At 43.5% G+C, this 14,705-nt stretch carries 13 protein-coding genes and 1 other annotated feature; of the genes, 8 read left to right on the top strand and 5 right to left on the bottom strand.

Annotated elements, in window-relative coordinates; genetic code table 11:
• The first annotated feature begins 393 nt into the window (after positions 1 to 393).
• Entirely contained in the window at positions 394 to 1,980 is a 1,587-nt protein-coding gene (locus TY16_RS07685) for a glycosyl hydrolase family 28-related protein (protein ID WP_043931256.1), read from the top strand.
• Between the two features lie 275 nt (positions 1,981 to 2,255).
• Positions 2,256 to 3,896, top strand: coding sequence for a PAS domain-containing sensor histidine kinase (locus TY16_RS07680; RefSeq protein WP_043931255.1), 1,641 nt, complete (start codon positions 2,256 to 2,258; stop codon positions 3,894 to 3,896).
• Positions 3,897 to 3,953: 57 nt separating this feature from the next.
• Here TY16_RS07680 and TY16_RS07675 read toward each other — a convergent pair whose 3' ends face one another.
• A complete protein-coding gene (locus tag TY16_RS07675) occupies positions 3,954 to 4,529 on the bottom strand; it encodes a DUF1836 domain-containing protein (protein WP_043931254.1) in 576 nt (191 codons plus the stop codon).
• Positions 4,530 to 4,667: 138 nt separating this feature from the next.
• On the opposite strand from TY16_RS07675, the gene trhA reads away from it, so the two are divergent.
• The 6 genes from trhA (at position 4,668) to brnQ (ending at position 11,016) form a co-directional block, all read left to right on the top strand.
• Positions 4,668 to 5,315, top strand: a complete 648-nt coding sequence (gene trhA / locus TY16_RS07670) for a PAQR family membrane homeostasis protein TrhA (RefSeq protein ID WP_043931253.1) — start codon at positions 4,668 to 4,670, stop codon at positions 5,313 to 5,315.
• Between the two features lie 151 nt (positions 5,316 to 5,466).
• Positions 5,467 to 5,796, top strand: a complete 330-nt coding sequence (locus TY16_RS07665; protein ID WP_043931252.1) for a MerR family transcriptional regulator — start codon at positions 5,467 to 5,469, stop codon at positions 5,794 to 5,796.
• 103 nt (positions 5,797 to 5,899) lie between these two features.
• The gene (locus tag TY16_RS07660) at positions 5,900 to 7,213 is read left to right on the top strand and encodes an ammonium transporter (protein WP_043931251.1); all 1,314 of its coding nucleotides are present in this window, start codon (positions 5,900 to 5,902) and stop codon (positions 7,211 to 7,213) included.
• A gap of 177 nt (positions 7,214 to 7,390) precedes the next feature.
• Positions 7,391 to 8,380: a DUF294 nucleotidyltransferase-like domain-containing protein gene (locus TY16_RS07655; protein ID WP_043931249.1), complete on the top strand. Its 990-nt coding sequence runs from the start codon at positions 7,391 to 7,393 to the stop codon at positions 8,378 to 8,380.
• Positions 8,367 to 9,098, top strand: coding sequence for an exonuclease domain-containing protein (locus tag TY16_RS07650; RefSeq protein ID WP_043931248.1), 732 nt, complete (start codon positions 8,367 to 8,369; stop codon positions 9,096 to 9,098). Before TY16_RS07655 ends, TY16_RS07650 begins: the two co-directional genes overlap by 14 nt.
• 248 nt (positions 9,099 to 9,346) lie before the next feature.
• Positions 9,347 to 9,594 (top strand) — a binding site (T-box leader).
• 93 nt (positions 9,595 to 9,687) lie between these two features.
• Positions 9,688 to 11,016 (top strand): branched-chain amino acid transport system II carrier protein, encoded by a 1,329-nt coding sequence (gene brnQ, locus TY16_RS07645; RefSeq protein ID WP_043931246.1) that lies wholly within the window; start codon positions 9,688 to 9,690, stop codon positions 11,014 to 11,016.
• 45 nt (positions 11,017 to 11,061) lie between these two features.
• On the opposite strand, the gene TY16_RS07640 is transcribed toward brnQ, so the two are convergent.
• The 4 genes from TY16_RS07640 to TY16_RS07625 all read right to left on the bottom strand — a co-directional run bounded on the left by TY16_RS07640 (position 11,062) and on the right by TY16_RS07625 (position 14,563).
• Positions 11,062 to 11,541, bottom strand: coding sequence for a flavodoxin domain-containing protein (locus tag TY16_RS07640; protein ID WP_052342644.1), 480 nt, complete (start codon positions 11,539 to 11,541; stop codon positions 11,062 to 11,064).
• Positions 11,538 to 12,416: a hypothetical protein gene (locus TY16_RS07635; protein ID WP_197028369.1), complete on the bottom strand. Its 879-nt coding sequence runs from the start codon at positions 12,414 to 12,416 to the stop codon at positions 11,538 to 11,540. Before TY16_RS07635 ends, TY16_RS07640 begins: the two co-directional genes overlap by 4 nt.
• A gap of 159 nt (positions 12,417 to 12,575) precedes the next feature.
• Positions 12,576 to 13,934, bottom strand: coding sequence for an amino acid permease (locus tag TY16_RS07630; protein WP_043934582.1), 1,359 nt, complete (start codon positions 13,932 to 13,934; stop codon positions 12,576 to 12,578).
• Positions 13,935 to 14,182: 248 nt separating this feature from the next.
• Positions 14,183 to 14,563 carry a DUF3231 family protein gene (locus TY16_RS07625; RefSeq protein WP_043931245.1) on the bottom strand — a complete coding sequence of 127 codons (381 nt, stop codon included), beginning with the start codon at positions 14,561 to 14,563 and terminating at the stop codon, positions 14,183 to 14,185.
• Positions 14,564 to 14,705: the final 142 nt, after the last annotated feature.

Raw genomic sequence — 14,705 nt, 5'->3', positions numbered from 1 at the left:
TTACCCCGGGCCTGATTTATTAGGCCTGGGCATCCAATTATTTTTCATTTATACCCCAAATTCCACACAATGAAAGTACTATTTTAAAACACCATACTTAATTGCAGCATCAGAATGATATATGTTACTTTCTCCCTAGCGAGGAATACTCGGAGACTCCAGGTACCTGAGAAATAACGGACTCCATATTGTTATTCCAGAAGGAGGCAGCACTTTTTTACCAGCAACTCCTAACTCACTAACCATCCAAAAATTCTTGTGCGTTAATGGAAGCAATTCCCAGTTCTAAGAGTGCCGTAAGCAGCAATGAGAAACTCTCTTGCTACCAAAAAAGATTATCTGCCTGCATGCCGGGAATAATAGAAGTGGAAATTCATTGGAGGAGGTGGAAGGTTGCTTTACCTCGAAAAGGAACATAACTCTAGAAAAAACAGACAATTAATCGCGGAGCTGTCAGCAGGAAGCCCGAATATGTCAGAGGCTGTTGCGCATACCGAAAAACTTTTCGAAAACTTAAGTGCCGACGGCAGAGAGATTATTAGACAAAAGTCCTTTCCCTCTAGGCTGAAACAATTTTTCAACAGAATGCCCGTCCTTTTTTTCGCAAAGCAAGCTGACATGCCCGATGAATCAACCACTCTAGTCGGGCCTGATGGACATGCCTTTCCATCTTGGAAACCAATTCTCGATGAGGAATACACTCACCTGATGTCAGTCATTGATACTGAGGTGAATGTCTCCGACTTCGGTGCTGTTGGGGATGGTGTTACTGATAACACAGAAGCATTCAAAAAGGCCATCGGCAAAGGAAGGGTAATTGTACGGATACCAAAAGGAACATACGTCACTCAAGAGATTCGCCTTCCATCCTGGACCTGCCTGATTGGCGAAGGAAAAGGCCAAACTATTCTTAAACTCCATGACAAGGCACCAAAATCATCACAGCTAGTTACAAACTCTTCCCATTGGAAAGGAAATCGCAACATCTTCGTTAAAGGCATGAGCCTTGACTGGAATATTGAAAGGCTGGGGAATGTCCCTAAAACAGCAGCAGGTAATAATTTTTCCAGCTGTTTGCTCTTTGCGAATGTTACGTTTGGCTGGGTAATGGATGTGGAGGGAATCAACCCTGGGCTTCATTGCTTTGATGTATCCTCGACCATTTATAATTATTCGGGTGACGGGTACCGGGCACGAGGAGGAAGCAACTATATCTGGCTGGACGGGCTGAACGGATACGGCTTCGGGGATGACGGCGTAACAACCCATCATAGCGATAATATTCTAATTTCCAACTGCCATATGTGCGACCCAAGCGGACGCTCGCATAAAAAAGGGTTTTCTAATTCAAATGGATTTGAAGCCGATGACGGATCCAGGAATGTTTGGCTCGTTAACAACTCGTCAACGCGCTGCTTTGGCGGGGTTGAAATAAAAGCGCATCATAATTCCTCCGCCGCATCAAACGTCCATATCATCGGCCACTTATCGGTCAACGATAACCGTTCCTTCAATTTTCGCCATATAGGGCACCACAAAAGCACCGATCCGATTTCTAAAACAGCTTTTAATATCCGCGCGACAAACCTTGTATCTATTGCACCAATCCATACGGATTTGTATGTGGATTCAAAACCGCGGGCACTGGTCGTTTCCGCATACCGGAATGTAGCTATTAATCAGTTTACCGCAATCGGGGACCCGGATTATGACTATGGTGGCGAACCAGTGATGGCGATTCAGTACAGGTCTCGGAATGTTGTACTTGATAATATTTCAGTAAGTAATTTCCGCACTGCCTGTGCAGATGTAAAAGTATTCGGGGGCGACAACTGCGCTGATTCCGTAGCGGTTCGAAACCTAACAGTCAGAGATTCCGCTAAACAAGCTGTCCAGATTGGCAAAGGCGTTAACCAAGTAAGTATTGGCAGGGTACTTGCGCTCGGAAGCAGCCAACCACAAAATAAAAAAAAGGCATAGCTGGTCTGCGCCCCGCTTCGCGCAATACGATATTGATATTCTGTACCGATGTTATGATTCCGTAAACCTTTAACTTAAAGAGGGGTTGGATGGCAGGCATCCCCCCCTCTTCTCCCAACTCCCTCAACAAATTTATCCTTTACAGCTCCATTTCCCTTTTAAAACCAGCATTTAACTCTCTAAATATCCCTCATTTTAGATACCCTTCAGGTATTCTCCTATGGTAGTATAGGAATACACTCACAAGAGGTATGCAAATTTTTACAGGGGGACCTATGAACAAAAAGATTTACCTTTCTAGCATTATAGCCATCATCGCCCTAATTTTCGGAACAAACTATCTATTTGCCCTGTTTGGGGCTTCAAACCAAGTTATGGCGCTTAGTCTGGCAAAGGATACTCTATTAACAACAATTATAGGTATTCTTATTTACCTTCTCTTTAAAAAAACAAGAGAACTTAATCGAGCCAGACTAGGGGAACAACAACTTTCCACCCTTATCAACTCGATGGTTGATTTTGTGAATTTCAAGGATGGAAAAGGAAGATGGATTGAGGTTAACGAATATGGACTTGAGCTGTTCCAACTTACCGGAGTAGATTATCGAGGCAAAAAGGATTCTGAACTGGCACCATTTTCGAAGGATTATGGCGATGCACTCCGTTATTGTGAAATTTCAGATGAAGAAGCCTGGACCAATGGGAAGATAACTAGAGTTGAAGAAATCCTTGAAACACCCTCGGGAGTTAAAAGGATATTTGACACCATTAAAATACCCCTGTTTTATCCTGATGGAGAACGTAAAGGACTTGTCATCATCGGCCGTGATATTACTGAAAACAGAATGCTCATTAATTTGCTCGAGGATAGCAGGCAGCAGTATAAATCCTTGTTTGAATATAACCCGGATATCGTTTACATGACTGATTTAACAGGAATGTTTACTAACGTCAATTCACGCTTTAAGGAAGTAACTGGCTATGAACCAGCTGATATTATCGGTAAACGTATTCTAGATTTGATGCCGAATGCGGATAAAAGAATGCTTGGCCGTTATCTTTCAGCGGTCGTGATTCATAAGAAGCCACAAACCATTGAACTGGAATTAACTACGAGTACGGGATCCACCATTATTGTGGAGTGCACCTCGATGCCAATCATCATAAACGGAAACACCACAGGATTAATTGGATATGGCAAAAACGTTACCAAGTTGAGAGAAACCGAGGAGCAGCTCCGGCGCTCCGAAAAGCTTTCGGTTGTCGGAGAAATGTCTGCAAGTGTAGCACATGAAATACGGAATCCGCTGACATCGCTGATTGGGTTTGTACAGCTCTTGCAATCCGAGGATGAAAAGCATCAGTCCTACTATGCAATCATGAAAAACGAGCTCAATCGAATCAACTCGATTGTAGGGGAGCTGCTCTTATTAGCAAAGCCACAGGAAATAAAATTCCAGCATTCAAATTTATATCTGATTTTGCACGATGTCATCACATTGCTAGAAACAGAAGCTGCCTTTTATAATGTACAGCTCGAGTACACCATCGGAAGGCAGGATTTATTTCTGGATTGCGAGCGAAACCAGCTTAAACAATTGTTTATCAATGTGATCAAAAACGCAATTGAAGCCTCACATCCAGGCGGAAAAGTAAAAGTGTGGGCAACAAGAACGGGGCACGGAACCGTAACTGTCACCATAACTGATACAGGAATTGGAATCTCCAAGGATAGACTTGAGAAGATAGGCCAGCCGTTCTATTCCTCAAAGGAAAAAGGAACAGGACTTGGCCTAACCGTCAGCTATAAAATAGTTGATTCACATCGCGGGAAGATGGGATTTTCAAGCGAAATCAACAAAGGGACAAAAGTGCTAATTGAATTACCTATCGAAAAAACTTCCCCTGCAGCATAACCCCCCTGCAGGTTGACCAAAGACATATTGAGGGACCCGGAACCATACCGGGTCCTTTTACTTTTCTCCAGAATTCTTCTCCAATAATTCGTCTGCAATCTTTTCCGCAACACGCCTGTACATATTGCTCATATGAACTAGCGACGCAATCAGCAGAACTTTTCGATTGACATCTTCAGAGTTTGTTTCACATTTATCGTTAACAGCGGCATATCGTTTTGCCAATTCACCCATAAAGTCTTCAGTGTTCGTCTCACAAAGGTCGAGGTAGATTGAATAAAAATCGCTTAGATTCAGTTCGCCTCGTACAGCCTGATTATTGATACCCTCTAACACACCTTTGATATCATTGATTGATAGAGCACCCTTCAGCTGATAAATCATGCTGATCATAACAAGGTGGTCCCTGGTATATTTTTTCTTTTTTACAGGAAAAAACAAATCCCCTTTTGCATAGTTGTTTATCATAGTCTTAGTCAGGATCTTTTCTTCCTCATTTCGTTTTGTATCTGCATATTTGTTTTCAAAAAGCTGAATAACCTGATCCATGTACAAGTCTATTCTCGGTATTTCGTCTAGTCTTAATTGTTTATCAAGTCCAAGCTTGGCCACTAATTCCTCAATTTCTTTCATTGTTACCTCCATCATTTAAATGCTTTGCCTATAGTATACAGGAAAATACCTTTTACATAAACATTGACTACATATCGGTATATATGTATTATTATAAGTAGTTATTAAAACTATATTACGAATTGCCGAGGTGTATTTATGAATACTTATGTTCGCGAACCTGTTAATGGATTCACCCATCTAGCCGGTGCCCTTCTTTCCTTTGCCGGGCTTTTGGCAATGGTCATAAAGGCTTCACTCGCTGGAATGTCCGGAGTTGCCATTACAGCAGTAATCATTTTCGGTGTTAGTATGATTTTGCTTTATTCCGCTTCCGCTACTTACCATTTGGTCATCGCGAAGGATAAAGTAATTGCATTCTTGCGCCGTCTTGACCATTCCATGATTTTCATTTTAATCGCCGGAACGTACACCCCTTATTGCCTAATATCTCTAAATGGGCGTGCCGGTTGGATCCTCTTTGGGATTGTTTCCACAGCAGCAATTGGCGGTATTATTTTCAAAATGGTCTGGTTCGACTGCCCGCGCTGGCTTTCGACCTCCCTCTATATTATTCTCGGCTGGATGGTAGTATTTGTGGCTCCATTACTATCAGGAAACCTTCATTGGGCAGGTTTATTCCTGCTGATTCTTGGGGGGATTTTTTATACAATTGGCGGAATCATTTATGGTGCAAAGCCCGAATTCCTCCGGACAAAGCATATGGGCTTTCATGAGATATTCCACATTTTTATTTTGCTTGGGAGTTTATCCCACTTCCTGAGTGTTTATCTATTTGTCTTATAATGAAATTTCACCAACCACTTCGATAACGGGGTGGTTTTTCACTTATTTTTTCTTCCCTCTCCTATTCCCGTTGACCATGTTAGGTTTCTTAACATATAATGTACTAAATTACTAAAGTCAGAACATTTGAGTTTTCCAAGGGGGAGTCAGGGTGGGGACTGGAGCGTTTTCCTACAAGGATAAAAAGGTTATTTCCATCGGAGTGGTCAAGGAATTAACAGGGCTTTCCGAACGGCAAATTCGTTATTACGAAGAAAGAAAGCTTATTTTTCCGGATCGGACTTCTGGAGGAAGTCGAAAATACTCCTTCTCCGATGTGGAATTGCTTGTAGAAATTGCTGAAAAAATCGAAGACGGCGTCCAAACTTATGAAATACGCCAGGAAATTAAACGAAAGAAAGTGGATTCTGAAAAGAATATACGCAGGAAAATGATTCAAGGCCAGATTAATGCACATTTTGGATTAAAAAATAACCAATAAGAATTCTATGTTAGGTTTTCTTACATGATTGTAGAATCCTATCTCCTTCCATGCGAAAATATCTCTACAAAGAGGGAAATCAAAATGGAGGGAGATTTTTTTAATGGATCTATTATTTTTAATGAATAGCTTGTGGGTTATGGTAGGCGCTGTTTTGGTCATTTTGATGCTTGGCGGTTTCATCCTGCTTGAGACTGGTTCAACCCGGATGAAGAATGCTGGCCATATTGCCGGAAAAACAATTTTAACATTCGGTATTTCCTCGCTTGTATTCTGGGCGATAGGCTATGGACTTATTTTTGGTGAAGGAAATGCATATGTTGGATTTTCGGATTTTTTCTATTCTGGTTACGATATTGAAGGTATAAACCTTTCAGGGGCTGTTTTCTTTTTATTTCAGCTAGCCTTTGCCGGCATTTCACTAACAATCGCTTTCGGCGGCTTTGCTGAACGGGCAAAATTATCTGTTTATCTTGTTTTCGCTTTCCTTTTTTCAATTCTAGTTTACCCTGTTATCGCCCACTGGATTTGGGGTGGCGGCTGGCTTGCCGAACACGGCAAGCAGGATTTTGCAGGTTCTACAGTTGTTCACCTGACAGGTGCAATGGCTGCCCTCGCCGGAACAATCTTGCTAAAACCCAGAATTGGAAAGTACAACAAAGATGGCTCGTCTAATAACATTGAGGGACATAATCAAGTGTTTACCGCGCTAAGCGTCCTCCTCCTTTGGGTAGGCTGGTTTGGCTTTAATGCAGGCAGCACGGTTTCCGTTGATGCCGGATTCTTTGGATTCGTTGCACTTAATACAAACCTGGCAGCTGCCGCAGGCGTTGTCGCGGCTCTCATAATCTCCTGGGTGGTCACCGGCAAAGCTGATGTGCCAATGATGTTGAACGGAGCATTGGCCGGACTTGTAGCTATAACAGCATCGTGTGCATTCGTTGATACATGGGCAGCAGTGTTAATTGGTTTTATCGCAGGTATTCTTGTATTCTATAGCATCCGTTTCTTTGAAAAGAGAAAAATCGATGATCCCATCTTTGCCCTTTCTGTCCATGGGGCTGCAGGAATTTGGGGAACCCTTTCAACCGGGTTTTTCGCAACCGAAGAACTTGCTAGCGTTGGCAGGCCCGGTCTCTTCTATGGGGGAGGCCTTGAACAGCTTGGCGTTCAGGCACTTGGCGTTATCGCCTCTGGCACATTTGCCTTCGCCGTTTCTTTCGCGATACTTTACGTTATGAAACTGGCGATGAAAGGCCTGCGTGTAACGGAGGAGGAAGAAATTATCGGTCTCGATATAAGTGAACATGGAAGCTATGGTTATCCAGAGCTTCTGAAAGCCGAAACGAATCAGGAAGATGCTATTTTCCATCAAAAAAAACATGCCGCAACGGGAACTTTTGCTTCCCAGGAGTAAGTACCCCAAAAGATTCATATGGCGGTTCCCTTGGCAGGGACCGCCATTTTTGAGCTAAAAGTTAATGTGCATTAATTACAGGTAGAAGTGTTTAATTAATCCAAAAGAGACATTACGAGGAGCTCTGAGCAGTAACTAATAGAAGGTTTTTTTAATAGCTCAAGGAGGGCTGTCACTATGGCCAACGGCAGCATATATGAAAAAATCAGATCATACCGGACCGAAATAATGATGGCAGGGCTGGACTCAAATACAACCCTCGCCAAACTCAATAACACTATTATGGAACAGGTCGTATGGCTTGCGATAGAAAAAGTTGCCCAGGAACTAGGCCCTGCCCCTTCCCCCTTTTCATTTTTTGTCCTTGGGAGCGCAGGCCGATGCGAACAGGGCATATGGAGCGACCAGGACCACGGGCTTATTTTCGTCGACGGGGGAGAGAACGTAAAAGGGTACTTCCTTACGCTCGGCAGAGAGATTACCGAGGGCTTAACTGAGGTTGGCTATCCTAAATGTGATGGCAATGTTATGGCAAGCAACCCAATGTGGTGCCATTCCTTGGCTCACTGGCAGAACCAGGTTGAATATTGGACAGAGGAAGCATCCTGGGAAACAATCCGCCATTTGCTTACATTTCTTGATTCCAGAAGCCTAGCTGGTAACGAAGACTTGCTTGGAGAATTAAAGAGAGTTGTATTCCATTCAATTCACCAGAAACAGCTCCTTCCCAGGATTATAAATAACACAATGCATATCAAAAAGGGGGTTGGGGTCCTTGGGCAACTTCTTGTTGAAACCCATGGACCTTTCACAGGTATGATCAACATCAAGGAAACCGGGCTCCTCCCCTATATAAACAGTGCTAGAATCCTTGCCATCCATGAAGAAATCGCTGAAACATCAACAATCGGAAGGTTTCGCCGGCTGCCAGACAGTATCCTTTCAGCCAGTGAACGAATTTACTATGAATGCAGATTTTCAAAGCTACTCGATTTCCGGCTAGCCTTCGGCGGCCATGAAAACTATGAAGCGGAACATTATTTGCATCCAGGGAAGCTTACGAAGGATCAAAAAAAAGAACTACGGGCAATTCTTCTGGATGGTGTCCATTTGTTTGAGAAGGTCAGAAAACTGATTGAAAAGGAATCCCGCCATGGGAATGAATGATTTCCTCAACTACTTCAGAAGAACATCCTCCCACCGGGCAAAAGGACTATCAGCAGCCTCCACTGAGCAGGATTTAAGGCATATTTCATTATTAAGGCAGCTTGACAAAGAAATGAAAGATCATGATGTACTTGGTACTCCCCTTGTTTCCCTAAAGGCAGTTTCCTTTGACCTTGAAACAACGGGCTTCTTTCCTGATAAAGGTGATAAAGTCATTTCGATCGGGGCCATCAAAATGGTTGGGTCGACTATTGTGGATTCGGAGAAGTTTTACTCTTTAATTCATCATGAAGGTCAGCTCTCGCCCGTCATTGTTAATCTAACTGGCATTACGAATGAAGATGTAGCACATGCACCCCTTCCTGCTGATGTCCTGGTTGATTTTTATAAGTTTGTCAGAAGCAACGTCCTAATTGCCCATCATTCACAGCATGAACAAGCGTTCATGAAACAGATGGCCAGAGAATCGCTAAAAATATCCTTTCGCCACCGAATTATCGATACTTCTTTTTTAATTCGCCTATTCAATCCTGCCTACAAACAAACTACACTTGAGGATATATGTAAGGTGTGCGGAATTGAGCCAGCAGGCCGACATCATGCTCTAGGCGACGCAATGCTGGCAGCCCAGGTTTGGTCTTATTACCTTGAAAAGGCAATCGATGCTGGGTATAGGACCTTGAGCGACATCTACTCAGAGCTTTCAAGGTTGAGATAAACAAACTAAAAGACAAACTTTCAACTTGTACCTACCCTTAGATTTCACTAAAAATAATGAATGCATGACTCAGTCCACTTTCTTGTTGGAAAATACAACCTGATAGGGAACGCTTACATGATTGATAAATAAGCTTTCCCCCTCTCCTAAGGTATTTTTGAAGAGGAGCAATTTTTCAAATTGTCTAAAAAAGATGTTGACACCTTCCTGAATTCTCTGATAGATTATGTTTAAATTATTTTTAAAAAATGAAATCGATGACGAGAAGAGTAAGCTAGGAAGACTGTTCCCCAGAGAGCCGGCAGATGGTGAAAGCCGGTGTCCAGTGCCTATCCGAATATCATCTCCGAGATGCAAAGCTGAAGTAAAAGTAAGCTTTGACGGGATTTCCGCCGTTACAAGGAAGACGTATGTTTGTACGTTGGCTGAGCGCCGCAATCATCTTTGGTGTTGCGGAATAAGGGTGGTAACGCGAGTTCATTAACTCGTCCCTGTATAACGGGGGCGGGTTTTTTATTTTTCAAAATAATTTCCGTATTGTGTACCATCACAGTGCACTACTTCTAAAAAGAAAGGGAGAATTAGAGAAATGAAAAAGTTTGACACGTTGTTTATTGGCTTTATGTTGTTTTCTATGTTTTTTGGAGCAGGCAATCTAATTTTCCCTCCTTTCCTTGGGGCTCTTTCCGGTACATCGTACTGGCTTGCGATGGCTGGATTTGTACTTACCGCTGTTGGCCTTCCACTACTTGTGATCCTTGCAGTTGCACGGGTTAAAGGCGGTGCAGTAGAAATGGGTAATCGTGTTCACCCAGTCTTCAGTGCGGTTTTCATTGCAGTCGTTTATCTTTCTATCGGTCCATTCCTTGCGATTCCGCGAAATGCATCCGTTGCGTTTGAAATGGGCGTTTTGCCGTTCGCACCAGATACAATGAATCAAACAGTCGCATTATTCGTATACTCGGCATTATTCTTCCTTGTTGCCTTTTTCACTGCATTAAACCAAGACAAGATGCAAAAATATATGGGTCGCTGGATTACTCCCGTATTGCTTGTATCCATCGTCGTCCTTTGTGTAGTAGGATTCGTCAAGCTCGATGGTTCCCTTCTTGCTCCATCTGGCGGCTATGATACCGGCGCATTTTTCAAAGGCTTCCTTGAAGGGTATAACACAATGGATGCTCTAGCTTCCCTTACCTTCGGGATTGTAATCATCACTGCTGTCAAACAGCATGGTGTGAAAGACGAAAAGCAGCTTACTAGCTATTTGATGAAAGCTGCAGTCATTGCAGGTTCATTGCTTGCTCTGGTATATGTATCGATTGGTTGGGTAGGCGCGAGAATGGGCGAAAGCGGTCCATTCGAATCAGGTGCTGAGCTTCTCGCTACCGCCTCGACTCTCGTTTTGGGCAAACCAGGAACAGCACTTCTCGGGTTGATTTTCACCCTGGCCTGCTTTACAACAGTTGTCGGTCTAACCTCCGCCTGTGGTGAATATTTCTCTAAGGTTATCCCAAAGGCTAGCTACAAGGCTGTCGTTACAGCTATCACCTTGATTGGGTTTATCCTTTCCAATGCAGGACTTGCACAAATCCTGAAGGTTTCCGTACCATTTTTGGTTACTGCTTATCCGTTAACTATTGTCCTTGTTACACTTAGCTTCTTCCACCGTTATTTCCGGAATCCGCGCATGGTGTACGGGACATCGATGTTACTAACTGGCGTGTTCGCGGCTATTAGCGGGCTTACCACATTCGGCCTTGACCTTGGCCCACTGGTGACTTTTAGGAACGCATTGCCATTTGCATCAGCTGGCATGGATTGGGTTGTTCCAGCCATTGTTGGCGCTTTGATAGGCTTAGCCTTTAGCGGAAAAAAAGAACCGGGCTCTTTGCCGCAAAACCTGAAAACTTCATAAGAAAGTAACAAGGCTGGCTCCTTATAAAGGTGCCAGCCTTTTCTCTTATTTGTTCATCTTTCGTGCAAAAGCCTCAATTCTTCCCCTATCAAGTCCATCTTTATCTTCCTTCAGTCCCAAGATAGATTTGACAATAATAGCCTCAAGGCGGTTAAGGTCTTGGATATGGATTTGATAGCCTAAAATATCAGCAGCTGCCGCTTGCACCATCAGCTCTTTCGGATACGCCAGCTGAAGTTCCTTTTCCCGCTCCTTCTGGTCTGGATGCGCCCCACAAATGAATAAGCCAAGCTTTTTTCCAAGAAGCTCTTGCCTGTTCTTAGCAATGAAACGCGATATCGTCTTTTGGATTTTTCCAAAGTAAATGGATCCGCCCAGAATAACTGCATCAAAGCCGGCCAGAGGCGGAATATTACCATCTGATAGCTTCACAGCAACCACTTCCCCATTAAGACTCTCAGTAAGAATAGATGCTGCATGGGCCACTGTTCCATGTTTTGATTCATAAAGAATCAATGTGTTCACACGAAATCACCTTCCACTTCCTTCACATTGTAAAGGACAAGATACAAGCAAGCCGCAATCAACAAAGTAATCACGGCAAATATGCCCGTCTCAGCCAGGCTGCTAGTCACTCCAGCTATAAACATCCTAACAGCCATCGCTGTAACAGCAGTCGACAGTGTCATAACTTTAATAATGATTATAGGCCCGAGCAAATATCCTGTTGGCCTTTTTTTCAGTAACATCCATCCCGCAACTATTCCGATAGGAACCACAAAACCCAGGTCAAGTGCCTGGATGACGAGGGTGGTGTAATGGTCAAGCCCTACCGGTACCACTCTCCCGGTCAATGAGGGTACAATCCTGCCAATCCACATCAATCCGATTGCAAACCCCAGAAAAATCAGTACGCCGCCTAAAAACCGGACCGGCATCGTTTCCTTAAAACGCGCGGCCAGTGCGTTGGTGTTGAAGGAAGTCAATGTTAGAGTAAAAGCAAAGAAGCTTGTAGACATTAGAAGTACATAGATGAGGAAGAATGGATTATAAGCCGAAAGAAAGGAGTACGAAGCATAGGTGTAAAGAAAATAGCCAAGGGTGCCTGCAAGTAACAGCCTTCCCTTCAAAAGCCCCTTATTCGAAAGAAAAAGGGAAACAATCAAAAGCGGGATTCCCAGAACAAGTGTGACAATATCTTGGGCAATCTCCTGTTCTGCCCCCGAAACAGAATCATGTTTGTACAACCCTTTTCCATAAAGATCAATTATCTCACCGGATACGGTTTTATACGGATGAGGCCCCGCGCCTTCACCTGAAAATATTCCCCAGGCTGAAGCAAGAGCAGCTAACAAAATAATAAAGATAGTCAACCATGCAATCAGACGGTTACCTTTCATCACTTTACACCCCATTTATATATACATTCACCATCATTCTAGCTGAATGGCTTTAATTGTTTACAGAAGAGTTTGTCAATTGTGTGAAAAGAATCGCGCAATAAAAAGTCCTTGCAAAGGTTCAAGAGAGGAACCTTCACAAGGACTTAAATAGATGAGTTATTTTTTCACTATAAAATAGCCAGCCGCCATGATCGCAAACCAAATAGGTGCAACCAGTAAGGCCACAGAAGTTCCTTCAATAAAGCCCATTGAAATGACAACAACAGCTAGCAGTGCCAGAGCAAGATAAGAAGAAACTGGATGGAAAGGCATCCTGAAATGCTTGCCGCCGCCTGTTAGTTTGCGGAACTTTATATGGGTCAAGAGAATGATTGTCCAACTTGTCACCGCAGCAATTGTCGCAATAGACATAATATAGGAGAAAACCTTTTCCGGCACAACGTAATTCAGGTAAACGGCGATAAGAAGAATCGCTGACGTGAATAAGATTCCCCTTGCCGGAATGCCATGTTTATTGAGCTTCCCGAAAAGCTTCGGGCCGTTTCCCTGGTCAGCAAGACTAAAGAGCATTCTGCCTGTCCCATACATGCCGCTGTTGAACGCCGAAAGAGCAGCAGTCAGAACAACAAAGTTTATGACATCCGCAGCGGCAGGCATGCCGATTTTATCAAAAATAAGTACGAACGGGCTGCCTTCTGTACCAATTTTGTTCCATGGATAGAGGGTCATGATGACACCTAGCGCGCCAATGTAAAAAATCAAAATCCTCCAGATAACGTTATTGATAGCTGATGGAATGGTCTTCTTCGGATTCTCTGCTTCACCCGCTGTCAGCCCGATCAATTCAATTCCTCCGAATGAGAACATGACCATGACAAGAGAAAGAACAACTCCCGTTAGACCTTCGGGCATGAAGCCTCCATGAGCCCAGAGGTTATTGAAGCCTACTGGATTCCCCCCATTGCCAAAACCGAACAGGATGATGCCCAGCCCGGCCACGATTAATCCGATAATAGCAAGGACTTTAATCATGGCAAACCAGAATTCAAATTCACCAAATGCCTTTACGTTGATTAAATTGATAGCGGTCATCACCGCAAGCACAACAAGAGCAGTCACCCAAGAGGGGATGTCTGGGAACCAGTACTGGATATATGCTCCGACAACGGTAATTTCGGCCATGCCGACTACTACCCAGTTGAACCAGTAAGTCCAGCCAGTAACATAGCCGGCAAATCTTCCAAGATACTTGTTCGCATATTCACTAAATGAGCCAGATACAGGATTGGCAATCGCCATTTCCCCAAGCGCTCGCATAATCAGAAAGATAACAAAACCGCCCACAGCATAGGATAGCAGTATGGCGGGGCCGCCTAGTTCTATCGTCGAGCTGGATCCGTAGAAAAGTCCAACTCCAATAGCCCCGCCAAGAGCAATCAACTGAATATGGCGATTACTTAATCCTCGCTTCAATTGATCCTCATTTCTACCGGTTGGGTTTGAAGGGTTATTCATGTTAGTTTTTTCGTCCAATATATTGCACCCCTAAACACTTATACTTTTACGCTTTTATGCGCTAAAACATCATTTTGTTATCATATCTTAAAATGAGTATTTTGCCTATTCTTTTACCCGCTTTTCTCGAAAAAATGTCATTCTGAGGAATTGCAGTTTTCTCGTTCACCTTTCCGACTATATTCAGGCAAATATAAAAAGCCCCGGCTCCTTTAAAACCAAGGCATTTATACTATTTCTTTTTTGCTTTAGCAGTTCATTACGGTCGACGGTTTTGGGCGGGGATTCGAACAACTGTGCTTGATTAATATTTCAGCGCCATCCTCCGTATATAGCTGGATTTCAGCTGACAGCCTTTGATACATGGAAGCAAGGGCTCTGCGCGTACTAAACGAAAGGCTCATCCCGTAAAAACCAATTTCAATCGTAGTTAAATCATTCTCAAGGTGCATCATCAGCTTATCAGAAAAAACGGCTTCCGTATTCGAGGTCACTTCGGTATCCCAGGTCATGGGTGCGGGTATATCCTCGTCCCTCAGTACATCACTGAACAAATTGATGTAGATATAGGCCCCCCAGAGCTGCGAGATTTCAGCAGACGTCAGCCGAACCGAATGAATGTTTTCCATGCCGTAACCTCCATAAGCCTCATATTAAAATTTTTCCCACTGCCTTCCCTTTTATACAAAACCCGCTATTAACTGTATGGGGATTGCCAACTACAGGATATTACCATTCATATTTGAGTACGGAAGCCGGAAACTAAAGGAG

The organism is Bacillus sp. EB01 (assembly GCF_000613125.1).
Taxonomy (GTDB): Bacteria; Bacillota; Bacilli; order Bacillales; family Cytobacillaceae; genus Bacillus_D.
The sequence above is the reverse complement of the archived record's forward strand: the minus strand, read 5'-3'. Positions and strand labels throughout refer to the sequence as shown.

Excerpts from the sequence above, each read along its gene's own strand:
- TY16_RS07680 (WP_043931255.1), top strand. The coding sequence starts at position 2,256 with ATGAACAAAAAGATTTACCTTTCTAGCATTATAGCCATCATCGCCCTA.
- TY16_RS07675 (WP_043931254.1), bottom strand. The coding sequence starts at position 4,529 with ATGAAAGAAATTGAGGAATTAGTGGCCAAGCTTGGACTTGATAAACAA.
- trhA (WP_043931253.1), top strand. The coding sequence starts at position 4,668 with ATGAATACTTATGTTCGCGAACCTGTTAATGGATTCACCCATCTAGCC.
- TY16_RS07660 (WP_043931251.1), top strand. The coding sequence starts at position 5,900 with ATGGATCTATTATTTTTAATGAATAGCTTGTGGGTTATGGTAGGCGCT.
- TY16_RS07655 (WP_043931249.1), top strand. The coding sequence starts at position 7,391 with ATGGCCAACGGCAGCATATATGAAAAAATCAGATCATACCGGACCGAA.
- TY16_RS07650 (WP_043931248.1), top strand. The coding sequence starts at position 8,367 with ATGGGAATGAATGATTTCCTCAACTACTTCAGAAGAACATCCTCCCAC.
- brnQ (WP_043931246.1), top strand. The coding sequence starts at position 9,688 with ATGAAAAAGTTTGACACGTTGTTTATTGGCTTTATGTTGTTTTCTATG.
- TY16_RS07635 (WP_197028369.1), bottom strand. The coding sequence starts at position 12,416 with ATGAAAGGTAACCGTCTGATTGCATGGTTGACTATCTTTATTATTTTG.
- TY16_RS07630 (WP_043934582.1), bottom strand. The coding sequence starts at position 13,934 with ATGAATAACCCTTCAAACCCAACCGGTAGAAATGAGGATCAATTGAAG.
- TY16_RS07625 (WP_043931245.1), bottom strand. The coding sequence starts at position 14,563 with ATGGAAAACATTCATTCGGTTCGGCTGACGTCTGCTGAAATCTCGCAG.